We start from the raw sequence: 21,838 nt of genomic DNA, 5'->3' as shown, positions 1-21,838 counted from the left end.
CGGTCCGGGCCGGCGGCGGAGCGGCCCGCGGCCGGGGCGCGCTCGACGGCTGAGCGGCACTCGTCCAGGTCCGTGACGACGGCGGGGCGGCGCTCGGCGCGATCGGATGCGACGGCCGGGATGCGGGCGGCGCTGACGGCGGCCGTGCGGGGCGAGGTCGCGTTCGACGCGACCGCGCGGGCGCTGATGACCATGGACGCGTCCAACTACCGTCGGGTGCCGCTCGGCGTGGTCGCGCCCCGGGACGCTGACGACGTGGCGGCCGTCCTGGCGGTGTGCCGGGAGCACGGCGTGCCGGTCGTGCCGCGCGGCGGCGGCACGTCGATCGCCGGCCAGGCCACGGGCACGGGCGTCGTCCTGGACTTCACCCGCCATATGAACCGGCTGCTCGCCCTGGACCCCGAGGCGCGCACGGCCGTCGTCCAGCCGGGCCTGGTCCTGGACCGCCTCCAGGACGCCGCCGCCCCGCACGGCCTCCGCTTCGGCCCCGACCCCTCCACCCACAGCCGCTGCACCCTCGGCGGCATGATCGGCAACAACTCCTGCGGCTCCCACTCGGTGGCCTGGGGCACCACCGCCGACAGCGTGCGCGAGCTGTCGGTCCTCGACGGCAGGGGCGGGGCCCGCCGCCTCGGGCAGCGCTGGTCCGGCGCCCCGGAGGGCTTGCGGGCCCTGGTGGAAGGGGAGTTGGCGCTGCTGCGCACCGGCTTCCCCGACCTGCCCCGCCGCATCTCCGGGTACGCCCTCGACACCCTGCTCCCCGAGCGGGGCGCCGATGTGGCCCGCGCCTTCTGCGGCTCCGAGGGCACCCTCGGCGTCCTCACGGAGGCGGTCGTACGCCTCGTCGAGGCGCCCCGCGCGCGTGCCCTCACCGTCCTCGGGTACGCCGACGAGAGCGCGGCGGCCGAGGCGGCCCCCGCGCTGCTGCCGCACGGCCCGCTGACCGTGGAGGGCATGGCGGCGGACCTCGTACCCCCGGGCACGTCCGGGCTGCCGGCGGGCGGGGCGTGGCTGTTCGTGGAGACCGGCGGGGACACGGCCGCCGAGGCGCGGGCGCACGCCGACGCGATCGTGCGCGCGGCGGACGCGGCCGACGCGCTGGTGGTCACCGAGCCCGCCGCCCAGCGTGCCCTGTGGCGGGTCCGCGAGGACGCCAGCGGGACGGCGACGAGGATGCCCGACGGCAGCGAGGCCTGGCCCGGCTGGGAGGACTGCGCGGTCCCGCCCGCCCGACTCGGCACGTATCTCCGGGACTTCCGGGGCCTCCTCCGCGCCCACGACCTGCGCGGCACCCCCTACGGCCACTTCGGCGACGGCTGCATCCACGTCCGTATCGACTTCGACCTCCTCACCGGGCCGGGCGTCGCCCGTTTCCGCCGCTTCTCGGAGGACCTCGCCGACCTGGTGGTCTCCCACGGCGGCTCCCTCTCCGGGGAACACGGCGACGGCCAGGCGCGGGCCGAACTGCTGCCGAGGATGTACGGCCCCGACCTGATCGCGCTGTTCGAGCGCGCCAAGGCCCTCTGGGACCCCGACGACCTCCTGAACCCCGGCATGCTCGTCCGCCCGGCCCCCCTCGACACCAACCTGCGCTTCGCGCCGCTGCCCCGCGACCCGGTCCCGGTGGTGTTCGGATACCCGGAGGACGGCGGCGACTTCTCCGCGGCCGTACGACGCTGCGTGGGCGTCGCCAAATGCCGTACGACGGAGGCTGCCGCGGGCTCCGGCACGGTCATGTGCCCCTCCTTCCGCGCGACCGGCGAGGAGGAGCACTCGACGCGCGGCCGGGCCCGTCTCCTGCACGAGATGCTCGCCGGCGAGGTCGTCACCGCCGGCTGGCGCTCGCCCGAGGTACGGGACGCGCTGGACCTCTGCCTGTCCTGCAAGGGCTGCCGTTCGGACTGCCCCGTCGGCGTCGACATGGCCACGTACAAGGCGGAGTTCCTCCACCACCACTACGCGGGCCGCCCCCGCCCCGCCGCCCACTACACGATGGGCCGCCTGCCCGTATGGCTCCACCTGATCGCCCGCACCCGCACGGCCGGCCTCGTCAACCTCCTCGCCGGCGTACGCCCCTTGGCCGGCCTGGCGAAACGGCTGGGAGGGATCACGGGGGAACGGGACCTGCCGAGGCTGGCGCGGGTGCCGTTCTCACGGTGGTACCGGGGGTGGGGCGGGGAGGGGGACGGGCCGGATCAGGGGGACGAGCTGGACGAGGGTGTCGAGCCGGGTGAGGGTGTCGAGTGGGTCGAGTGGCTGGAGCGGGACCGTCCGAAGGAGCGGGGACCGAGGTGGGGGCCGAGACAGGTCCTCCGTCCGCCGGGCTCCGACGAACTGGCGGCGGGCGGCCTCGATGGCGCCGGGCTTCGGGCGGGTGACGAGGCCAAGCCCCGGGCGGGCGACGGGGCCATGCTCGGGTCGGGTCACGAGGCCGAGCCCCGGGCGGGTCGCGAGGCTACGCCCCGGGCGGGTCGCGAGGCCGGGCTCGGGGCGGGTGACGAGGCCAAGCTCGGGGCGGGTGACGAGGCCGGGCTAACGGCAGGCGCCGAGGACGGTGGGCGCGACGGGGACGGCGACGCGTACGGACTGCCGCCGGCCACCGTGTTGCTGTGGACCGACACCTTCACCGAGTACCTCTCCCCGTCCGTGGGGAAGGCCGCGCTGCGCGTGCTGGAGGCGGCCGGGTTGAAGGTGATCGTGCCGCCGACGCGCCGGACGAGCCGGAAACCGGCCTGGCTGAAGCGGAAAAAGGCGGGCCAGGGGGCCGACCTCACCCGAGGGCCACTCGCCCGCACCCCGTCCACGTCGCGACAGGGCAGGCCCTGCTGCAGCCTCACGTACATCTCGACGGGCCAGCTCGACCAGGCCCGCTCGGTGCTGCGCCGCACGCTGGACCTGCTGGACCCGTACCTCGCCTCCTCCCCCTCCCCGGCCCCGGAGGCGTCGCTGGAGGAGGGCACCGACCCCGCCCCGGCCGGTCTGCCCCTCGTCGTCCTCGAACCGAGCTGCGCGGCGACCCTCCGCTCGGACCTCCCCGAGTTGCTCCACGACGACCCGCGGGCGGCCAGGGTGGCCGCCTCCGTCGTCACGTTCGCCGAGGCCCTGGAGCGGTACGCCCCCGGCTGGACCCCGCCCGCGCTCGACCGCCCGGTGGTCGGCCAGACCCACTGCCACCAGCACGCGGTACTGGGCGACGCCCCCGACCGCCGCCTCCGCGCGGCCGCCGGCCTCACCGGCGACCTCAGCGGCGGTTGCTGCGGACTGGCCGGCAACTTCGGCTTCGAGAAGGGCCACTACGAGGTGTCCGTCGCCTGCGCCGAGGAGCAACTCCTCCCCGCGGTGAGGGCGGCGACGGAGGACACGCTGATCCTGGCGGACGGCTTCTCCTGCCGGACGCAGCTGGAGCACCTGGCGGGACGGCGGGGTGCGCACCTGGCGGAGGTACTGGCGGAAGGGCTGGACCGGGGAAAGAGGGGAGAGGGATGAGGGGAGAGGGATGAGGTCACCGGAACTGGACCGCGTGGCAGTGCTGTCGGACATCCACGGGGTGCTCCCCGCCCTGGAGGCCGTGCTGGCGGAGCCGGACGTGCGTACGGCGGACCGGATCGTGCTCACCGGTGACATCACGGCGGGCCCGCAACCGGCCGAGGTGCTGGACCTGTTGCGCGGGGAGGGCGACCGGGTGGTGTGGATCGGGGGGAACGCGGACCGTGAACTGGTCGAGTACCGCCGGGGCGACCGCGCCACCATCCCCGACCCGATCGGCCCGTACGCCGCGGAGGCGCTCAGCGACGAGCAGGTCGACTTCCTCGCGTCCCTGCCGAGGACGCGCACCCTGGCCGTCCGGGGCCTCGGGCCCACCCTCTTCTGTCATGCGACGCCCCGCGACGACGAGGAGGTGGTGCTGGTCGATTCCCGCCCCGCCCGCTGGACGGAGGTCCTCGCGGACGTGCCCGCTGAGGTCCGCACGATCGTCTGCGGCCACACGCACATGCCCTACACCCGCCTCGCCGAGGGCCGCCTGATCGTCAACCCGGGCAGCGTCGGCATGCCGTACGGCCGCCCCGGCGCACACTGGGCGCTGCTGGGCCCCTCCGTCGACCTCCGCACGACCTCGTTCGACATCCCCGCGGCCGTCGCCCGCCTCACCACTGCGTGCGGCTACGAGGACATTGCCGCCTGGGCCGACCACTACCTCAACGCCCGGACGACGGACGGGGAGGCGCTGGCGGTGTTCGGCCCGAAGGACGGCAGAGACGGCGTGTGAACGGGGACGTCAGAAGCGGCGCGTGAGCGGGGGCGCGTGCGGCGGGGACTCCGTCCGTACACCCCAGCGCGCCGCCCGGTGACCGTTCGGCGCCGCCCACCACAGGGGAGGTCATGGGGTGACTTCAGGTGGTTCATCCCCGGGCTCGCGGCAGGCGGAGGCACATGGAACAGCAGGACGGGGCGGCGGGGCCGGACGGGGCGGCGGCGCCGGCGGACGGAGCGACGGGGCCGGAAGGGACGACGGAACCACCAGGCGTCCGTGAGCCGACAGGCGTACGTGAGTCAGCAGAGGTCCGTGAGCCGGCAGGGGTCCGTGAGCCGACGCTGCCAAAGGAGCAGCGGGACCGGATCGCCGAGCACGTCATCGGGCATGTCATCGGCGGCGCCATCATCGGCGTGATGGCCTGGGCCTGGACGCACAGCCCCACCGGCTTCGCCATGACCGTGATCTGGGCCGGATGCGTCTACGGGTGGAACAAGAGCCCGCTGGTCCGCTCCTGGTCGAGGCGCCGCCGTATCCGTCTGGGCATCGCCTTGACCACGACGTACTGGCTGTTCGCGTTCCTGATCATGTAGCCGACCCGGCCGCCAGGCCCGCCCGGCCGCCAGGCCCGCCCGTCCGCCAGGCCCGCCCGTCCGCGTCAGCCGAGGTCCGTGACGTCCCTGAGCCCGGTGGCGCGCCCCTCCGCGTCCCACTCGACCTCCTGGATGCCGACCACGGCGTCCCGGTTGAGCGGTCCGAAGACATGGGGGAAGAGGACGTCGTCGCCGACACCGGGCGGCGGAGCAGGAGCCGCCGCCTCGAACTCCACGCGGGCGTCGAGCCGTTCCTCGTCGAGCATGAGCACGTGCAACGGCCTGGGGGCGTCCCGGTAGAACGCGTTGACGACCGCGACGGTCGTCGCCTCGTCCGGCGAACAGTGCACGAACCCGTCCTCGCCGAGCGTGTCGGGAGCGTAGGGCCGATCGGGCCGGGCGTTCCAGGCCTCGGGGGATACGACGTGGTGGATCATGGGCCGGTTATACAGCACACCCCGGCAGGCCCGACGCCTGATGCCTGACGCCTGACGCCCAACGCCCAACGCCCGACGCCTGACGCCCGACGCCTGACGCCCGACGCCTGACGCCCAACGCCCGACGCCCGGCGCTCGGCGCCCGACGGCGGCCGTGGCGGGCCGGTCCCCACCTTGATCGCCCACCGGCCACCGCCCTAGGCTCCCGTGTCCATGGGGAACGGGGTGCCGGACGCAGGCGGTCGGCCGGGGGTACGTCCAGCGGCCGGCCGGGGACGCGTTATCGCCGTCGTCCTGATCGGAACGGCCGTGTCCGTCGCGCTCGGCGCGCTGCTGGTCCTCCTGCCGGGCGTGGTCGTCGACCACGATCTCGCCGGGGCGAGCGTGGACGCGCGGGATCGGCTGAAGGCCGTGAGCGATGTCCGCACGACCCTGCTCCAGGCGATCGGCGGACTCGTGGTGCTCTTCGGCGCGTACGCGACCTGGCGTCAACTGCGGGTGAGCCAGGACGGGTTGCGTGCGACCCAGGAGGGTTACGTCACCGACCGGTTCAGCCGGGCGATCGACCAACTCGGCAGCGACAAGACGGACGTGCGCATCGGCGGGCTGCATGCGCTGTGGCGGATAGCGGAGCACTCGGCGAGGGACCGCGAGGCGATCCTGTCCATCCTGGCCGCGTATCTGCGTACGCATCTGCCGTGGCCGCCCGCGGATCCGGAGACGGTACCGGGGACGGCACCGGGGGCGGAGGCGCACATCAACGACGTGGCCCCCCTGGAGGTCCGGATGGCCGATGCCCAGGTGGCCCTGACGGGACTGGGAGTGCTGCTGCTGCACCCCAGGGAGCAGTCGTGGCTCAACCTCGGCGTCACCGACCTGCGGCGGGCCGACTGCGACGGACTGTGGCTGCCCGAGGTCAACCTCGACCGGTCCTGCATGGAGGGCGCGGGGCTCTACCACGCGAACCTCACCCAGTCCTCCCTGGTCTCCGTGAACTTGCGGCACGCGGACCTCACGACGGCGATCGTGCGCAGGGCGCGTCTCGTCGGGGCCGATCTGCGGGGCGCGAAACTGGTCGAGACCGACCTGCGGGACGCCGACTTCACCGAGGCCGACCTCCGCGAGGCGAACCTCCGCAAGGCCGACGCGTCCGGCACCGTCCTCCGCGGCGCCGACCTTCGTCTGGCCGATCTGCGCGGCGCCGACCTCAGCGCCGCCGATCTCCACGAGGCCCGGTTGACAGGCGCCCTCACCAGCGAACACACCCGCTGGCCCCCCGCCTTCGACCCCGCCACCGCCGGCGTCGTCCCCACGGAGGACCCGGGGCCCGAGCCCTCGCCCCTCCTCCAGCCGCCGGGCATCACCCACCAGTACCCACCCCTGCGCTCACTGCCGTGACCGGCTGACCCGGCGGGGCGGCCGGGGCTGTCGTAGCGGTTCGGTGGTTGACGTGTGAATCACTTTGGTGGGCATTGCCTACTGATCAGTCGTGTCCTATGCATGGCGATCAAGGAGTTCACACGGAACCCATAAGTGAGAGGACGACCTCCGCCGCCATGAAACCCCCCACTCCTCCTGCCCGTTCCCTGCTGCGCGGCACCCTCGCCGTCGTCGCCGCCGGGCTCGCCGCGTTACTGCCGGCGGCGGGCACCGCGAGCGCCACCCCCCTGACGGGCAAGGCGCAGCGGACCGTCACCACTGCCGACGGCGACACCTTCCGGCTGCGGCTGAAGGCCACGCCGGTCGTGCTGCCCGCCACCGGCGGCACCGTCCACGTCAGGGGTGCCGGGTACAACCGCACCCAGGGCATCCTCCTCGCCTTCTGCGTGATCCCGGACGGCGTCGAGGTCGGCGACCCGTCGACGTACACCACCCTCCCCGGCCCGTGCCTCGGCGGCCGTGAGGCCCAGGACGGTTCCTCGCGTCGCATCACCGACACCGGGGTGGGCACGCCGGGCGTCACCCTCCCGTACGAGGACGGCGGCGGGTTCAGGACCACGCTCAACCTGCGGCCCGAGATCGCGGACGGGAAGGTCTGCGGCCGGACCGTGCGCTGCGCCGTCGTCACCCGCGCCGACTTCGCCGCGACGAACGTACGGCTGTACGACCAGTACATCCCGGTGCACTTCGCGCCGTCCGGCGCGGAGGCGGGAGCAGCCGGGACGACCGCCGGCACGACGCCCCGACCGTAACCACGGGGTGCCGTCACCGGGCGCGGGCGCCGCAGAGGGTGCCCGCGCCATCGGGCCGGTGATCAGGTGCTGGTCAATGCCCACGTCTGGGGGCGTCAACGCGTAGGGGGCCCCGGAGTGGCATCTTCGGCGAAGCGGGGAAGGCGGAATGTTCGACACCTACGCCGAGAGCTTCGACGCGGTGTGGTCCACGGGGACGCCCGTACGCCACAAGGGGTGACCATGGCACGAACCGAGTACTACGACGACCCGAACGCGCCCGAACCGAACAGCATGGTGGTCGCAGCTTCGGCCGTCGTCACCGACGAGCAGGGCCGCATCCTGCTCCAGCGCCGACGCGACAACGATCTGTGGGCCCTTCCCGGCGGGGGCATGGACCTCACCGTCTCCCTCCCCGGCACGGCCGTCCATGAGGTCAAAGAAGAGACCGGCTTGGAGGTGAAGGTCACGGGTCTGGTCGGCACATACATCGACAAAAGGCACATCATCGCCTACTCGGATGGCGAGGTGTGCGGGCAGTTCAACGTCTGCTTCACCGCGCGGATCGTCAGCGGAGACCTGGCGATCTCCGACGAGTCGACGGAGCTACGGTTCGTCTCTCCAGGCGAGCTGGATCGCGATGTCTGAAGATCATCCCGCAGAGCGACGAAGGCTGACCGACGACTCCCCCGGAATGCCGCCGGTCCGCCTCGTTTGCACAGGTCAGTCAGCCAGCGGAAGGTAGACGCGGTTGCCGGTACCGGCGAACCTTCGACTTCTCTGGCATCCCGGCCTCGCGCCGCTCTGTCAGTCGAGCTGCCCCAGCCGCTGCCCACGGCTCTCGGCCACCCGTAGCGCGTCGCCGAGGGCCTCCGCCAATCTCTCCGCGATGAAACGGAGCTCCCCCCTGGGGGCGTCCGGCAACAGCTCGTGGGCATGGCCCAGAAGCTCGGCACCCATACCGAGTTGGATGGATTCCACGGCGTCCGCAAGCCGTGATACCGGTCCACCCTGATCATCGGTAATGACGTAGCAAGGCTTCTTCTCAGGGCCGGACCAGGGCAGCAGGCGGGCGACGCGTGGTGGGTCCGATGCTTCCTCGTCTGCGGCGGCGCTCACCAGGTGACATCCGTCCCGTGCGTCCGGCGCGGGCAGGACACGTTCAGGCCGACGGAGGCCATGGCCGGTTGTCGGCGTTGCTGTTCGCAGACGGTGACGTACGGGCGTACGGCGACAGTGGCGGTGCCGTCGAGCAGACCGTGGAGGCTGTATGGGCTGCGATGGGCGGGTAGTGCAGCGTCTGGCGTCGCTGGTGGGACGGGCACCGGAATCGTGGGCAGGGAACGTGCACGGTGTTTGCCGTGAGGTCTGCCGAGGGCGCTCATCCACGCGATGAGAGCACGGATAAGGTCGGTCATGTCATCAGCTCCGTCCATGTCGGTTGATGGCCATGCCCCCGGACGGCTTGCACCCGTCGCGGGGGTCTGTCTGTTGGGGCCTGCACGCAGAACCCCAACCGGTCCCGAGAGGAACGCGACGCGGCAAACCTTATCGCTATTCGCGAATAGTGGTGAGAGGTTTCCAGGGTGAATCGCTGTGTCGCTTACCGTGTGAAGCAGCAAGTTCGCACACGAGTGGTCCAGGAGGGCTCCTTTGGGCACGAGCAGGTGGGTCAGCGCCTCGATGCCTTACCTGATGCCGAGTGAGAACGGGCAGGGTGACGCGTGGGCCGCTGATGCGGCCGTGCAGGGCCGCCGGGGCACGCAGCGAATCGTGTACGCCGGTGAGGCTCCCGCACCCGCCGAGGTTGCGAGGCTGTTCGGGCTGCCGGAGCGAGAGCCGGTCGTCGTGCGCCGTCGTGTCATCCTTCTCGACGATCAGCCGAACGAGCTCACGGACACCTACTATCCGACCTCCATCGCCCGCGGCACCGCTCTGGCCGGAACCGCCAAGATCCGGGGCGGAGCCGTGACGCTGCTCGCCCAACTCGGACACGTCGGCGCTCTCGTACGTGAGGATGTCGTCGCGGACATGCCGGACGAGGAAGAACGGAAGGCCTTGCAGACCGCGCCCGGGGAGCCGGTCCTGCGGCTGACCCGGCTCACCTTGGACCGCGACGATCAACCGATCCAGATCGACTGCATGGTGATGCCGGGGCGACGGCAGCGGCTCCGATACGAGATCAGGATGGAATGACCGTGCCCAAGGCCCAGCCCGAAAGCCCCGACCGCCGCTCGCTGCATGAACGCATTGCCGCCGACCTGCGCGACGAGATCATGAGCGGAGAAATCCCCCCGGGAAGCAGCCTCCCTTCCACGGCCCACCTGAAGGCCCGCTTCGACGCGTCCAACGCCACGGTGCAGAAGGCACTGCAGTTGCTCAAGGACGAACGTCTGGTGGTAGGGCGGGCAGGTGCCGCGGTCACTGTTCGGGAGCACCGGCAGCGGACCGTGCGACCCGCCTCCTTCATGGCCCCGGCTTCGCCCGGAGAGCCGTATCGCTGGCTCGCCGAGGCGGCCAGGTCCGGCGCGAGCGCACGCAGCACCCTCCTGGACGTGGGCGAGCGTCGGCCACCGGCGGACGTGCGCACGGTGCTCGGCCTCCCGGAGGACGGTCTGGCGCTGCTCCGCAGCCAGATCCTGTTCATCGACGGTGAGCCGGTCGAACTCGTGGAGTCGTACTATCCGCTGGACATCGCCCGGGGCACGCCCTTGACGGGCCGTCGGAAGATCCCAGGTGGAAGTCCCACGCTCCTGGCCGAACTTGGCTATCCGCCTCGCCTCAGTGTCGACCGCGTGTCCGCCCGGGTGCCCACCCAGAGACAGTACGAAGCGCTGAACCTCCCTACCAGCCTTCCGGTGCTGCGTACTCTTCGTGTGGTTCACAGCGATCACGAACGCGTCATCGAGGTGACGGTTCTGGTGAAGGCCGGCCATCTCTATGAGCTGCAGTACGAGTTCACGCCTGAGTGAGAGGTCGCTTTCGCCCGACGTTCCCCCGGATTCGACTGATGACCCGGCCGCGTGTGCGGGAGAAGGTCCTTGGCACCGACCCCGGGAACCCAGGACCGGACGGCGGGTTGGGTCCGGCTGGGCACGTCAGGACTGGATCCGGGGCGTCCTCTACCCCGATGTGACACCGCCGTCTTGCCGCAGTGGCCCAGCCCAACCACCCTGAACGCAGACGCGTTGGCATCCTCGATCCTCGATCGCAGCGGAGGCACAGTGCCCGAACAACCGCCGTCACGCGACCTGCCTACCCGCATGATGATCTCCGCTGCAGCCCTCATGGTGCTGGTGCTCAAACTGTTTGCTCCGCAGCGGGTGGACATCACCGCCGTCGCGCTGCTCCTGCTCGTCTTGATCCCCTGGATGTCGACCATCCTGACGAGCGTGGATACCGCTGCTGGCGGGTTCGTGCTGCGCGAGATCAGACGAACCCAGGGCAGTCAGCAGGACGAGATCGGCCGCATGAAGTTCCTCTTCGAGCACCTCATTCCCGCCGAAGAACTGCGCCACTTGCAGCACCTCGCAGACGACACCCCCCTGCCCTACGACCGCGGCTATACCCGCCCCCACTTGGACGCCGAACTACGACGTCTGGCCGGAGTTGGTCTGATCGCGCGCAAGCCAGGTAAGTCCATCTCCGGCATGGGCGACACCGGTGATGTCAGAGAGCACTTCACCATCACCGACACAGGGCGAACCTACTTGGAAATCCTGCAGACATTTCGCTCCTGACCGAAGGCCGTCGGCCGACTCGGATGTCAGGGGATTTTCCCTAAGTCACGCTTCGGGGTGGGCAGCTCGGCTTCCCTGAGGTCGGCCGCCGCTTCGGCATAGGCCATACAGCTGGCGGGCCACGCGTGGTCGGCCCTTCGGCCAGTCGACCGGCGCGTTGTGAGCTTGCCCGCCATCCGAGGGCGGCCGCTACTTTCGCTTCGCCTGAGCGATGATCTCCGCTCGTCTCCGGGCATACTGGGCGATCGCCCCCGGCTCATCATCGAAGTAGTCCTCCCAGAAGCCGGGACGCTGCCACTCCGGGGGCGCCAGCGTCAGGGATCCGCCCTCCAAGGCGGCCACCCAGCAACTCGGCATCCGCTCGCTGACGACGGTGAACATCGCCGCGTCCCACAATCCGGGGCTGTCCAGGTCGGTGCTGGTGTCGAACCACTCAGGGATGCGCAGCAGCACGCGTTTCGCCGAGGTGATGATCTCCAGTACCGGGTAGTCCGCCCCCACCTGGATGCCCGGGTGCTCCGGCACCACCTTGCCGGTCGTGGGGCTGATGATTTGGTGGCATCGGACGATCATCCGTGCAATCTAACGGCATCGCACACTGTGACTGAGCACTGAACCTGTCGGGCTGTGCAGCGAGATCAGCGACTGCGAGTTCGGCCCGGCACCTACGCTGACGCTACCTTCCACCCTGTCCAGGAGTAGCGTGCCGCCTGCCTTCGTTCACCGGATCACGAAGTATGACCCCGCCGACCGTGATGAACACGGCAGCTACCGGGGCGCCGAGGCGACGGTCAGCGACCACGGTCTGGTCGAGGCCGCGTATCTGGAGGCGATCTCCGCGTTCGCGGAAGCTGCGGGCATTGACCGGCTGGAGATCCGTGAGCCCTCTGTCGCCGGGCTCGTCGACCTCGGTGCCCAGCCGGCGGTCGAGGGGCACGGTCTCAGCGGGCTCTTCCCGGCTGACCTCACCGGTTACCACGACGGGGCCGAGGTCTCCCTCGCGGTGGCCCTGGAGCTGATCCGCGTCATGCTCCGTGAGCAGGGCGCCTGGTGCCGACTGGAGGCGGGAGACGTTTTCGCCGTGCACGTCGGATGGGACCAGTACGTGTACGTGGGCAGCGACCAGCCCTGCACGGACGCCGTGGCCCGTACGCGGGAACTCGGCCTCTTCGCGGAACCGGTAGAGACTTCCCCCTACGCCGCGGAACCAGAGGTGACAGAGGCCGCCGACGAAGGCTTCTGGGCGTTGGTGCGCATCGAGTTGGCGGCACGGCATGGCCTGCTCCTGGAGGAGACCCTCGTCGTCAACGCCACACGCTGGCACCGTCTCACCACGGAAAACCTCAACGCGGTGCGCGCCGGTCTCGGCCCGCGCGCTCTGCTGACCGTCTGGCCCGACCTGCAACCCGACGTCGGCGCGGTCCTGACCGCGCTGCCGTCCGAATGGCACATTGAGTTGGTCTGGGAGACGAAGGAAGGAACGATCAGAGACGTGGTCGTCGATGAGACCGAGTACCAGGAGCTCGCTGCCCTGGTAGGCGACGCGCGAGCGGCCCGTGCTCTGCCCCTCTACACCGACGAACGCAGTCCCCTGCTCCAAGCCGTTCTACCCGACAGCGACGGCGTGCTGCGCGCACGATGGTGACGCCGATTCATGAAAGCCGGCCCGATGAAACCCGCGCGTCAGCATGCCCTCGGCCAGCCGAAGCCGAAGCCGAAGCCGAAGCCGAAGTCGGCGCTCAAGCGTCGTTCCCCGCCCCGGTCTCCTCGACGAAGTCCCTGATCGCCTCGGCGAGCTGTTCCGGCTGGTCCTCGGGTACGAGCGTGGAGGAGTCCTCGATCTCGATCAGCCGGCCCTTCGGGTAGAGCGCGGCCAGACGGGGGCCGTGCTCGCGCGGCATCAGACGGTCCTCCGTGGCCCACACGACCAGGACGGGTCGCTCGAAGCGCCGCAGCTCCTCGCTCCACTCCAGCAGGACAGCCCGGCCGGGCGCCGACGTGGCGAACTTGGCGAAGTCCCGCCGGATGGCCCGGCTGCGGGTCGCGGGGCCGAACCACTCGGCGAGGATCTCGTCCGGGATGCCTCGCAGGCTCATCCCGCCGTATCCGCGGGGGTTGTCCCGGAACGCGGGGACTCGCATCAGACGGGTCAGCAGCCGGACGCCGCCGGGTACCTTGCAGACCCTGGCCACGGCCTTGGCGGGGCCGGGCGGGAAGTTGTCGAACGCCTCGCAGGCGACCAGTACGAGCCGCCCGACCCTGTCGCCCCGCTCCTCCGTCACCAGGAACTGGCCGCCGCCCCAGTCGTTGAGGACGAGCGTCACGTCGTCCAGGCCCAGCCGCTCCATGAACTCGCCCAGCAGCCGGGCGACGCCGCGGTGGGACAGGTCGGCGTCGGGTCTCATCGGCCGACTGTGGCCGCCGAGCGGCAGCGTGGGCAGGACGCAGCGGTAACCGTCCAGGAGCGGGACGACCTTGCGCCACTGCGTCCCGGTCATCGGCAGACCATGGCCGAACACGAGCACGGGCCCGTCCCCGCCGGTGTCCTGATAGTCGATCGTCCCGGCCGACAACTCGACCTCCGGCACCACGCCACCCCCGTCCGACGACTCGCCCTCACCCGGACCGGCGGGGCCACGTCCAACCTAAGGCCGTTCCGGCCGTTCGCGGCGCGGGTTTTCCGGCCGCTTCGGCCCTCGGTGGGAAACCAGGTGAGACACACCCTCAGGGGTGCCTACCCTCCGGGAATGGATCTCCGCGAAGAGCGTCCGAGCGACAGCCAGGCCGTGCGGGCCGTTCATCTGGGGCGTTCGGTGACCATGGCCCGGCCGTGGCCGACCTGGTCGACACCCTGCGGGACACCCTTACGGCCGACGACGGCCTCTCGCTGGTCGCCGAGCACGACGGACAGGTCGTCGGGCATGTCATGTTCACCCGCGGCCTGCTCGACGCTCCCCGGCGGCTGGTCGACGTGCACGTCCTCAGTCCGCTGGCCGTGGTGCCACCGCTCCACGGGCACGGCATCGGCTCGGCGCTGGTCCGGCACGGACTGAGGATCCTCGCCGAACGGGCGGTCCCTCTCGTCTGGTTGGAGGGTGATCCCCGCTACTACACGCGTTTCGGTTTCGCGGCCGGTGGCGGGTTGGGCTTCCGTAGGCCGTCCCTGCGCATCCCGGATGGCGCCTTCCAGGTCCTCAGGCTCCCGGAGTACGAGCCGTGGATGACGGGGACGCTGGTCTACGCGGAGCCGTTCTGGCGGCATGACGCCGTCGGCCTCCGCGACCCCGGTGTGTGATCAGGCGCATGTCCGCGCAAGGCATGGCAGGAAATGGCAGGGCATGGCAGCGCATGCAGGCGGCGAGGACGTCATCCCGCCCCTGAGCCCGCCGTCACCCCCTTCGCCTTACCCCGCCCCACCTGCGTCCGCACCGCCCCCATGCTTGCGCCGATGACCAGCGCGATCGCGAGGGACTCCGTCGCGGACAGGGTCTGGTCGAGGATGAGGAAACCGGCGGCTGCCGCGAGCGCGGGCTCCAGGCTCATGAGGACGGCGAACGTGGAGGACGGCAGGCGGCGCAGCGCGAGGAGTTCCAGGGTGTAGGGGAGGACGGAGGACAGGACGGCGACCGCGGCGCCCAGCGCGAGGGTCGTCGGAGCGAGGAGCCGGGCCCCCGACTCCACCACCCCGAGCGGCAGGAACAGCACCGCCGCGACGACCATGGCGAGCGCCAGCCCGTCGGCCTGCGGGAACCGCCGGCCCGTACGGGCGCTGAAGACGATGTACGCCGCCCACATCGCCCCGGCGGACAGCGCGAACGCCACACCGACCGGGTCGAGGTCGCCGAAGCCGCCGCCCCCGCCGCCGAGGAGGAAGACGCCGCACAGGGCGAGTCCGGCCCATACGAGGTTCACCGCGCGGCGGGACGCGACGACGGACAGGGTCAGCGGGCCCAGCACCTCCAGGGTGACGGCGGGGCCGAGGGGGATGCGGGCGAGGGACTGGTAGAAGAGGCCGTTCATCGCGGCCATGGTGATGCCGAAGGCCACGACGGTGCCCCAGTCGGCGCGCGAGTGCCCGCGCAGCCGGGGCCGGCACACCACGAGCAGCACGAGCGCGGCCACCGCCAGCCGCAGCGTCACCACGCCGAGCGCCCCCGCCCGAGGCATCAGGCTCACCGCCAGCGCCCCACCGAACTGCACCGACACCCCACCGGCCAGCACCAGCCCGACGGGCCCGAGCGCACCGAGACCCCGGGTCCGGGCGGAGTGACGGGAAGCAGGGGAGGAGGTGGAGGAGGTGGGAGACGGGGCGGTCGACACCGGAGGGGTGGGTGCGGGCCGGTCAGCACGAGGAGGTGTCACGGGAGCCGTCCAGGAGCGGGGGAGTAGAGGGTGCGTTCAATGTGGATGACTGCACGGTCCAGGCTAGTGGACTGAGACAGGGGTGTAAATCTTTTTGAGGCTTACGCGTTCCCTGGGTACCCCGCCCCCCTCGGACTAAAAATGCAAGCATGCTTGCTTGTTTATGGGCGCCCTGCCATCCTCCCCCCATGGCCGACCCGACGCCCGTCATCGACGACCTCCGTGCCGAGAGCGATGAACTCGACGCCCTCGTCGCCGCGTTGCCCGTGGAACGGTGGGCGCTCGCGACCCCCGCGCCGCGCTGGACGATCGCCCACCAGATCGCCCATCTCGCCTGGACCGACCGTGCCGCGCTGCTCGCCGTCACCGATCAGCAGGCGTTCGCCCGCGAGGTGGAGAACGCGCTGACGCAGCCCGGCGACTTCGTGGACAACGGCGCCGAGGAGGGCGCGGACAAAGCGCCGGACCGGCTCCTCGCGGACTGGCGGGCGGGGCGCACGGCCCTGGAGGACGCGCTGCGGGCCGCCCCCGACGGCGTGCGGTTCCCGTGGTTCGGGCCGCCCATGTCGACCGCGTCGATGGCGAGCGCGCGGCTGATGGAGACCTGGGCCCACGGCCAGGACGTCGCCGACACCCTGGGCGTGAACCGGGTCCCCACCGACCGGCTCCGCCATGTCGCCCGGCTCGGCGTCCGCACCCGCGACTTCTCCTTCGGGGTCCACTTCCTGACCCCGCCCTTCGAGGAGTTCCGCGTCGAACTCACCGCCCCCTCCGGCGCGTTGTGGGCGTACGGCCCCGAGGACGCCGCCGAGCGGGTCACCGGCCCCGCGCTCGACTTCTGCCTCCTGGTCACCCAGCGCGCCCACCGCGCCGACCTCGCCCTGCGCGCCGAGGGCGCCGACGCCGACCACTGGCTGGATATCGCCCAGGCCTTCGCCGGTCCGCCGGGGCCGGGCCGCGAGCCGGGGGAGGCGGTGCGATGACCGTCCTGCGTATCGGCAACGCCTCCGGTTTCTACGGCGACCGCTTCGACGCCCTGCGCGAGATGCTCACCGGCGGCGACCTCGACGTCCTCACCGGCGACTACCTCGCCGAGCTGACCATGCTCATCCTCGGCCGCGACCGGCTGAAGGACCCCACCGCCGGGTACGCGCGCACGTTCCTGCGCCAGCTGGAGGAATGTCTGGGCCTCGCCCACGAGCGCGGCGTCCGTATCGTCACCAACGCGGGCGGCCTCAACCCCGCCGGACTCGCCGACGCCGTACGGGCGCTCGCCGACCGGCTCGGCCTCCCCGTGCGGGTCGCGCACGTCGAGGGCGACGACCTCACCGCCCGGCACCCCGGCAGCCTCGCCGCGCACGCCTACCTCGGCGGCTTCGGCATCGCGGCCTGTCTGCGGGAGGGCGCGGACGTCGTCGTCACCGGCCGCGTCACCGACGCCGCCCTGGTCACCGGGCCCGCCGCCGCCCACTTCGGCTGGGGACCGGGGGAGTACGACCGTCTCGCGGGCGCCGTCGTCGCCGGGCACGTGCTGGAGTGCGGGACCCAGGCCACCGGCGGCAACTACGCCTTCTTCGCCGACGGCGACATCCGCCGCCCCGGCTTCCCGCTCGCCGAACTCCACGAGGACGGCAGCTGCGTCATCACCAAACACCCCGGCACCGGCGGCTTCGTCGACACCGGCACCGTCACCGCCCAACTGCTGTACGAGACGCCCGGTGCCCGCTACGCCGGACCCGACGTCACCGCCCGCCTCGACACCGTGCGGCTCACCCAGGAAGGCCCCGACCGGGTGCGTGTCCAGGGCGTACGCGGCGAGGCACCGCCCCCCACCCTCAAGGTCGGACTCAACCGGCTCGGCGGCTTCCGCAACGAGGTCGTCTTCGTCCTGACCGGCCTCGACATCGAGGCGAAGGCCGCCGTCGTCAAGGCTCAGATGACGGACGCCCTCGCCAAGTCGCCGCCCAAGGAAGTGCGTTGGGAGCTGGCGCGGACCGACCGTCCCGACGCCCCCACCGAGGAGACCGCCAGCGCGCTGCTCCGCCTCGTCGTACGGGACCCGGACCCGGAGGCCGTGGGCCGCGCCTTCAGCGGGGCCGCCATCGAACTGGCCCTCGCCAGCTACCCCGGCTTCCATGTCCCGCAACCGCCGGGGAAGGGCGCCCCGTACGGGGTCTTCGACGCCGAGTACGTCGACCAGGGGGCCGTGGCGCACACCGCCGTCCTCCACGACGGCCGCCGGATCCCCGTACCCCCGCCGCACGACACCCTCGTACCGCGCCCCGTCGACGAACCGCCCCTGCCCCAGCCGCTGCCGGCCGGCCTGCCGACCCGGCGCGCGCCCCTCGGGCTGGTCGCCGGGGCCCGCAGCGGCGACAAGGGCGGCAACGCCAACATCGGGCTGTGGGCCCGCGGCGACGACGCCTGGCGGTGGCTCGCCCACACCCTCACCACCGACCGGCTGCGCGCCCTCCTCCCGGAGACCGCCGACCTGCCCGTCACCCGCCACCCGCTGCCCGGGCTGCGCGCCCTGAACTTCGTCGTCGAGGGCATCCTCGGCGCGGGCGTCGCCTCCCAGCACCGCTTCGACCCGCAGGCCAAGGCCCTCGGCGAATGGCTCCGCTCCCGCCACCTGGACATCCCGGAGGTACTCCTGTGACCGTCCGCCGCCCCGCCCCGCCGGAGGTCCACCCCGCCTCGCCGGACCCGACGTCACCGTCCGCCACGCCGGAGCCTGTCGCCCCGCCGGAGCCTGCCACCCGGCAGGACGTCCGCCCCGCACCGCCGGAGGCGCACCGATGACCGTTCTCGCCTCCGCCCTCGACCCGGGCGGCCCCGACCACACCGCGAACCGCGAGGCGATGCTCGCCAAGCTCGCCGAACTCGACGCCGAGCACGCCAAGGCCCTCGCGGGCGGCGGCGAGAAGTACGTCGCCCGCCACCGGGGGCGGGGCAAGCTGCTCGCCCGCGAACGCGTCGAACTGCTCCTCGACCCGGACACCCCCTTCCTGGAGCTGTCCCCGCTGGCCGCCTGGGGCAGCGACTACACGGTGGGCGCCTCCCTCGTCACCGGCATCGGTGTCGTCGAGGGCGTGGAATGCCTGATCACCGCCAACGACCCGACCGTACGCGGCGGCGCCTCCAACCCCTGGTCCCTGAAGAAGGCCCTGCGCGCCAACGACATCGCCCTCGCCAACCGGCTGCCCTGCATCAGCCTCGTCGAGTCCGGCGGTGCCGACCTGCCCTCGCAGAAGGAGATCTTCATCCCGGGCGGCGCCGTCTTCCGCGATCTCACCCGGCTGTCCGCCGCCGGCATCCCCACCGTCGCCGTCGTCTTCGGCAACTCCACCGCCGGCGGCGCCTACGTCCCCGGCATGTCCGACCACGTGATCATGGTCAAGGAGCGGGCCAAGGTGTTCCTCGGCGGCCCGCCGCTGGTGAAGATGGCCACCGGCGAGGAGAGCGACGACGAGTCCCTCGGCGGTGCCGAGATGCACGCGCGCGTGTCGGGCCTCGCCGACCAGTTCGCCGTCGACGAGCACGACGCCCTGCGCCAGGCCCGCCGTGTCGTCGCCCGCCTCAACCACCGCAAGGCCCACCCCGACCCCGGACCCGCTGAGCCCCCGAAGTACGACGCGGAGGACCTGCTGGGCATCGTCCCGGCCGACCCGAAGGTGCCCTTCGACCCCCGCGAGGTCATCGCCCGGATCGTCGACGCCTCCGACTTCGACGAGTTCAAGCCCCTCTACGGCCCCAGCCTCACCACCGGCTGGGCCACCCTCCACGGCTATCCCGTCGGCATCCTCGCCAACGCCCAAGGGGTCCTGTTCAGCGCGGAGTCGCAGAAGGCCGCCCAGTTCATCCAGCTCGCCAACCAGCGCGACATCCCGCTGCTCTTCCTCCACAACACCACCGGCTACATGGTCGGCAAGGAGTACGAGCAGGGCGGCATCATCAAGCACGGCGCGATGATGATCAACGCGGTCAGCAACTCGAAGGTCCCGCACCTGTCGGTCCTGTTGGGCGCCTCCTACGGCGCCGGCCACTACGGCATGTGCGGCCGCGCCTACGACCCCCGCTTCCTCTTCGCCTGGCCCAGCGCCAAGTCCGCCGTCATGGGCCCGCAGCAGCTCGCGGGCGTCCTGTCGATCGTCGCCCGCCAGTCGGCCGCCGCCAAGGGCCACCCGTACGACGAGGACGCGGACGCCGCGCTGCGCGCCATGGTGGAGCAGCAGATCGAGTCCGAGTCGCTGCCCATGTTCCTGTCGGGGCGGCTGTACGACGACGGCGTCATCGACCCGCGCGACACCCGCACCGTCCTCGGCCTGTGTCTGTCGGCCATCCACACCGCCCCCTACGAGGGCGCCCGCGGCGGCTTCGGCGTCTTCCGGATGTGAGGGACCACGTGATCACTTCAGTGCTCGTCGCCAACCGCGGCGAGATCGCCTGCCGGATCTTCCGCACCTGCCGTGAGCTGGGCATCCGCACCGTCGCCGTGCACTCCGACGCCGACGCCACCGCCCTGCACACACGCGTCGCCGACCAGGCGGTACGCCTCCCGGGCGCGGCCCCCGCCGACACCTACCTGCGCGGCGACCTGGTCGTGAAGGCCGCCCTCGCCGCCGGCGCCGACGCCGTCCACCCCGGTTACGGCTTCCTCTCCGAGAACGCCGACTTCGCCCGCGCCGTCCTCGACGCCGGCCTCACCTGGATCGGCCCGCCCCCCGAGGCGATCGAGGCGATGGCGTCGAAGACCCGCGCCAAACAGCTCATGGGCCTCGCGCCCCTGACCGAGGTCACCGAGGCCGACCTCCCGGTCCTGGTGAAGGCCGCCGCGGGTGGCGGCGGCCGCGGCATGCGCGTCGTCCGCCGCCTCGACGACCTCGACGCCGCCCTGGAGGCCGCCCGCGCCGAGGCCACGAGCGCCTTCGGCGACGGCGAGGTGTTCATCGAGCCGTACGTCGAGGTCGGCCGCCACGTCGAGGTGCAGATTCTCGCCGACACCCACGGCACCGTCTGGGCCCTCGGCACGCGCGACTGCTCCCTGCAACGCCGCCACCAGAAGGTCATCGAGGAGGCCCCCGCCCCCGGCCTCCCGGCGCACCTCGAAGCCGAACTGCGCACCCTCGCCGTACGCGCCGCGCACGCCGTCTCCTACGTCGGTGCCGGCACCGTCGAGTTCCTCGTCGCCGACGGCCGCGCCCACTTCCTGGAGATGAACACCCGCCTCCAGGTCGAACACCCGGTGACGGAAGCCGTGTTCGGCCTGGACCTGGTCGCCGAACAGCTCCGCGTCGCCGAGGGCGCCGCCCTGCCGCCCGAACCCCCGGCCCCGTACGGCCACGCCGTCGAGGCCCGCCTCTACGCCGAGGACCCCGCCACCGGCTGGACCCCCCGGACCGGCACCCTGCACCGCCTGACCGTCCCGGACGACGTCCGCCTCGACACCGGGTACACCGACGGCGACGAGATCGGCGTCCACTACGACCCGATGATCGCCAAGGTCGTCGCCCACGCCCCCACCCGTGCCGAGGCCCTCCGCAAGCTCGCCGGCGCCCTGGACCGCACCACGATCCACGGCCCCACCACCAATCGGGCCCTGCTGATCCACTCCCTGCGGCACGACGAGTTCACGACGGCCCGCATGACCACGGCCTTCTACGACCGCCACCTGCCCCGCCTCACCGCCCCGGCCCCCGACCCGCACGCCCCCCTGGCCGCCGCCCTCGCCGACGCGCGCGCCCACGGAGACCCCCGCTTCGGCGGCTGGCGCAACCTGCCCTCCCGCCCCCACACCAGGCGCTACGAACTGGCCGGTGAGGAGCACGAGGTGACGTACCGCCACACCAGGACGGGCCTCGACGCCGACGGCGTGACCGTCGTCCACGCCGACGCCGACCGGGTCGTCCTCGAAACCGACGGCATCCGCAGGACGTACGAGGTGACGCGCTACGGCGACACCCGCTACGTCAACACCACCGAGCTGAGGGCCCTGCCCCGCTTCCCCGACCCCACCACCACCCAGGCCGCCGGCTCCCTCCTGGCCCCCATGCCCGGCACGGTCGTCCGCCTCGCCGACAACGCCAAACCGGGCACCCCGGTCGAGGCGGGCCAACCCCTGCTCTGGCTGGAGGCAATGAAGATGGAACACAAGATCACCGCACCGGCGCCGGGAACCCTGACGGCCTTGCACGTGGTGGCCGGACAACAGGTGGAGCCCGGCATGTTGCTGGCGGTGGTGCAGCCGACGTAGGGGCGCGGGGCTGTTTCGATATGCGGCTCC

The 21,838-nt window shown here is 72.0% G+C and carries 19 protein-coding genes and 2 pseudogenes; 16 read left to right on the top strand and 5 right to left on the bottom strand.

Translation table 11 applies throughout. The features are described from left to right. Nucleotides 1-120: 120 nt before the first annotated feature. The 3 genes from M8J73_RS31540 to M8J73_RS31530 all read left to right on the top strand — a co-directional run bounded on the left by M8J73_RS31540 (nt 121) and on the right by M8J73_RS31530 (nt 4,845). Nucleotides 121-3,486 (top strand): FAD-binding and (Fe-S)-binding domain-containing protein, encoded by a 3,366-nt coding sequence (locus M8J73_RS31540; RefSeq protein ID WP_249829368.1) that lies wholly within the window; start codon nt 121-123, stop codon nt 3,484-3,486. Nucleotides 3,487-3,496: 10 nt separating this feature from the next. Further along, nucleotides 3,497-4,267 carry a metallophosphoesterase family protein gene (locus tag M8J73_RS31535; RefSeq protein WP_055538548.1) on the top strand — a complete coding sequence of 257 codons (771 nt, stop codon included), beginning with the start codon at nt 3,497-3,499 and terminating at the stop codon, nt 4,265-4,267. 164 nt (nt 4,268-4,431) lie between these two features. Continuing rightward, a complete protein-coding gene (locus M8J73_RS31530) occupies nt 4,432-4,845 on the top strand; it encodes a hypothetical protein (RefSeq protein ID WP_055538547.1) in 414 nt (137 codons plus the stop codon). A 65-nt stretch (nt 4,846-4,910) separates the two neighbouring features. Here M8J73_RS31530 and M8J73_RS31525 read toward each other — a convergent pair whose 3' ends face one another. Next, nucleotides 4,911-5,282 (bottom strand): DUF952 domain-containing protein, encoded by a 372-nt coding sequence (locus M8J73_RS31525; RefSeq protein ID WP_055538546.1) that lies wholly within the window; start codon nt 5,280-5,282, stop codon nt 4,911-4,913. Between the two features lie 309 nt (nt 5,283-5,591). Here M8J73_RS31525 and M8J73_RS31520 point away from each other — a divergent pair, with 309 nt between their 5' ends. The 4 genes and pseudogenes from M8J73_RS31520 to M8J73_RS31505 all read left to right on the top strand — a co-directional run. Beyond that, a complete protein-coding gene (locus M8J73_RS31520; RefSeq protein WP_249829367.1) occupies nt 5,592-6,680 on the top strand; it encodes a pentapeptide repeat-containing protein in 1,089 nt (362 codons plus the stop codon). A 158-nt stretch (nt 6,681-6,838) separates the two neighbouring features. After that, entirely contained in the window at nt 6,839-7,474 is a 636-nt protein-coding gene (locus M8J73_RS31515) for a hypothetical protein (protein WP_055540999.1), read from the top strand. Between the two features lie 48 nt (nt 7,475-7,522). Then, nucleotides 7,523-7,694, top strand: a pseudogene (locus tag M8J73_RS31510) (XRE family transcriptional regulator); the annotation flags it as partial. A 2-nt stretch (nt 7,695-7,696) separates the two neighbouring features. Beyond that, a pseudogene (locus M8J73_RS31505) lies at nt 7,697-8,092 on the top strand (NUDIX domain-containing protein); the annotation flags it as partial. A 168-nt stretch (nt 8,093-8,260) separates the two neighbouring features. Here M8J73_RS31505 and M8J73_RS31500 read toward each other — a convergent pair. After that, nucleotides 8,261-8,572 (bottom strand): hypothetical protein, encoded by a 312-nt coding sequence (locus M8J73_RS31500; protein ID WP_055540998.1) that lies wholly within the window; start codon nt 8,570-8,572, stop codon nt 8,261-8,263. Between the two features lie 576 nt (nt 8,573-9,148). On the opposite strand from M8J73_RS31500, the gene M8J73_RS31495 reads away from it, so the two are divergent. The 3 genes from M8J73_RS31495 to M8J73_RS31485 all read left to right on the top strand — a co-directional run bounded on the left by M8J73_RS31495 (nt 9,149) and on the right by M8J73_RS31485 (nt 11,193). Continuing rightward, nucleotides 9,149-9,649: a UTRA domain-containing protein gene (locus tag M8J73_RS31495; protein WP_372504049.1), complete on the top strand. Its 501-nt coding sequence runs from the start codon at nt 9,149-9,151 to the stop codon at nt 9,647-9,649. Beyond that, nucleotides 9,646-10,425 (top strand): GntR family transcriptional regulator, encoded by a 780-nt coding sequence (locus M8J73_RS31490; RefSeq protein WP_055540997.1) that lies wholly within the window; start codon nt 9,646-9,648, stop codon nt 10,423-10,425. Before M8J73_RS31495 ends, M8J73_RS31490 begins: the two co-directional genes overlap by 4 nt. Before the next feature lie 291 nt (nt 10,426-10,716). Continuing rightward, complete coding sequence (locus tag M8J73_RS31485; protein WP_055540996.1) at nt 10,717-11,193, top strand: hypothetical protein; 477 nt, start codon at nt 10,717-10,719, stop codon at nt 11,191-11,193. A 189-nt stretch (nt 11,194-11,382) separates the two neighbouring features. Here M8J73_RS31485 and M8J73_RS31480 read toward each other — a convergent pair whose 3' ends face one another. After that, a complete protein-coding gene (locus M8J73_RS31480; protein WP_055519884.1) occupies nt 11,383-11,766 on the bottom strand; it encodes a hypothetical protein in 384 nt (127 codons plus the stop codon). Nucleotides 11,767-11,896: 130 nt separating this feature from the next. On the opposite strand from M8J73_RS31480, the gene M8J73_RS31475 reads away from it, so the two are divergent. Beyond that, nucleotides 11,897-12,838, top strand: a complete 942-nt coding sequence (locus M8J73_RS31475; RefSeq protein WP_055540995.1) for a hypothetical protein — start codon at nt 11,897-11,899, stop codon at nt 12,836-12,838. Nucleotides 12,839-12,932: 94 nt separating this feature from the next. Here the strand turns inward: M8J73_RS31475 and M8J73_RS31470 are convergent, their stop codons facing one another. Then, complete coding sequence (locus M8J73_RS31470) at nt 12,933-13,781, bottom strand: alpha/beta fold hydrolase (RefSeq protein WP_055541000.1); 849 nt, start codon at nt 13,779-13,781, stop codon at nt 12,933-12,935. A gap of 242 nt (nt 13,782-14,023) precedes the next feature. On the opposite strand from M8J73_RS31470, the gene M8J73_RS31465 reads away from it, so the two are divergent. Continuing rightward, the gene (locus tag M8J73_RS31465) at nt 14,024-14,488 is read left to right on the top strand and encodes a GNAT family N-acetyltransferase (protein ID WP_055540994.1); all 465 of its coding nucleotides are present in this window, start codon (nt 14,024-14,026) and stop codon (nt 14,486-14,488) included. 71 nt (nt 14,489-14,559) lie between these two features. On the opposite strand, the gene M8J73_RS31460 is transcribed toward M8J73_RS31465, so the two are convergent. After that, nucleotides 14,560-15,555: an EamA family transporter gene (locus M8J73_RS31460; protein WP_249829366.1), complete on the bottom strand. Its 996-nt coding sequence runs from the start codon at nt 15,553-15,555 to the stop codon at nt 14,560-14,562. Between the two features lie 188 nt (nt 15,556-15,743). On the opposite strand from M8J73_RS31460, the gene M8J73_RS31455 reads away from it, so the two are divergent. From M8J73_RS31455 to M8J73_RS31440, 4 genes are all read left to right on the top strand, one after another. Beyond that, nucleotides 15,744-16,538: a TIGR03084 family metal-binding protein gene (locus M8J73_RS31455; protein ID WP_055542813.1), complete on the top strand. Its 795-nt coding sequence runs from the start codon at nt 15,744-15,746 to the stop codon at nt 16,536-16,538. Continuing rightward, complete coding sequence (locus M8J73_RS31450; RefSeq protein ID WP_055542812.1) at nt 16,535-18,214, top strand: acyclic terpene utilization AtuA family protein; 1,680 nt, start codon at nt 16,535-16,537, stop codon at nt 18,212-18,214. Before M8J73_RS31455 ends, M8J73_RS31450 begins: the two co-directional genes overlap by 4 nt. Before the next feature lie 139 nt (nt 18,215-18,353). Next, on the top strand, nt 18,354-19,952 hold the full coding sequence (locus M8J73_RS31445; protein WP_055542811.1) for an acyl-CoA carboxylase subunit beta: 1,599 nt from the start codon (nt 18,354-18,356) through the stop codon (nt 19,950-19,952). An 8-nt stretch (nt 19,953-19,960) separates the two neighbouring features. Further along, nucleotides 19,961-21,808, top strand: coding sequence for an acetyl/propionyl/methylcrotonyl-CoA carboxylase subunit alpha (locus M8J73_RS31440; RefSeq protein WP_249829365.1), 1,848 nt, complete (start codon nt 19,961-19,963; stop codon nt 21,806-21,808). The last annotated feature ends 30 nt before the right edge of the window (nt 21,809-21,838 follow it).

Origin of the sequence: Streptomyces neyagawaensis (assembly GCF_023516595.1) — a bacterium.
GTDB lineage: Bacteria > Actinomycetota > Actinomycetes > Streptomycetales > Streptomycetaceae > Streptomyces > Streptomyces neyagawaensis.
This window is presented reverse-complemented; position numbering and strand designations above follow the sequence as displayed.

Excerpts from the sequence above, each read along its gene's own strand:
- M8J73_RS31540 (WP_249829368.1), top strand. The coding sequence starts at position 121 with ATGCGGGCGGCGCTGACGGCGGCCGTGCGGGGCGAGGTCGCGTTCGAC.
- M8J73_RS31535 (WP_055538548.1), top strand. The coding sequence starts at position 3,497 with ATGAGGTCACCGGAACTGGACCGCGTGGCAGTGCTGTCGGACATCCAC.
- M8J73_RS31530 (WP_055538547.1), top strand. The coding sequence starts at position 4,432 with ATGGAACAGCAGGACGGGGCGGCGGGGCCGGACGGGGCGGCGGCGCCG.
- M8J73_RS31525 (WP_055538546.1), bottom strand. The coding sequence starts at position 5,282 with ATGATCCACCACGTCGTATCCCCCGAGGCCTGGAACGCCCGGCCCGAT.
- M8J73_RS31515 (WP_055540999.1), top strand. The coding sequence starts at position 6,839 with ATGAAACCCCCCACTCCTCCTGCCCGTTCCCTGCTGCGCGGCACCCTC.
- M8J73_RS31495 (WP_372504049.1), top strand. The coding sequence starts at position 9,149 with ATGCCGAGTGAGAACGGGCAGGGTGACGCGTGGGCCGCTGATGCGGCC.
- M8J73_RS31490 (WP_055540997.1), top strand. The coding sequence starts at position 9,646 with ATGACCGTGCCCAAGGCCCAGCCCGAAAGCCCCGACCGCCGCTCGCTG.
- M8J73_RS31485 (WP_055540996.1), top strand. The coding sequence starts at position 10,717 with ATGATGATCTCCGCTGCAGCCCTCATGGTGCTGGTGCTCAAACTGTTT.
- M8J73_RS31480 (WP_055519884.1), bottom strand. The coding sequence starts at position 11,766 with ATGATCGTCCGATGCCACCAAATCATCAGCCCCACGACCGGCAAGGTG.
- M8J73_RS31455 (WP_055542813.1), top strand. The coding sequence starts at position 15,744 with ATGGCCGACCCGACGCCCGTCATCGACGACCTCCGTGCCGAGAGCGAT.
- M8J73_RS31450 (WP_055542812.1), top strand. The coding sequence starts at position 16,535 with ATGACCGTCCTGCGTATCGGCAACGCCTCCGGTTTCTACGGCGACCGC.
- M8J73_RS31445 (WP_055542811.1), top strand. The coding sequence starts at position 18,354 with ATGACCGTTCTCGCCTCCGCCCTCGACCCGGGCGGCCCCGACCACACC.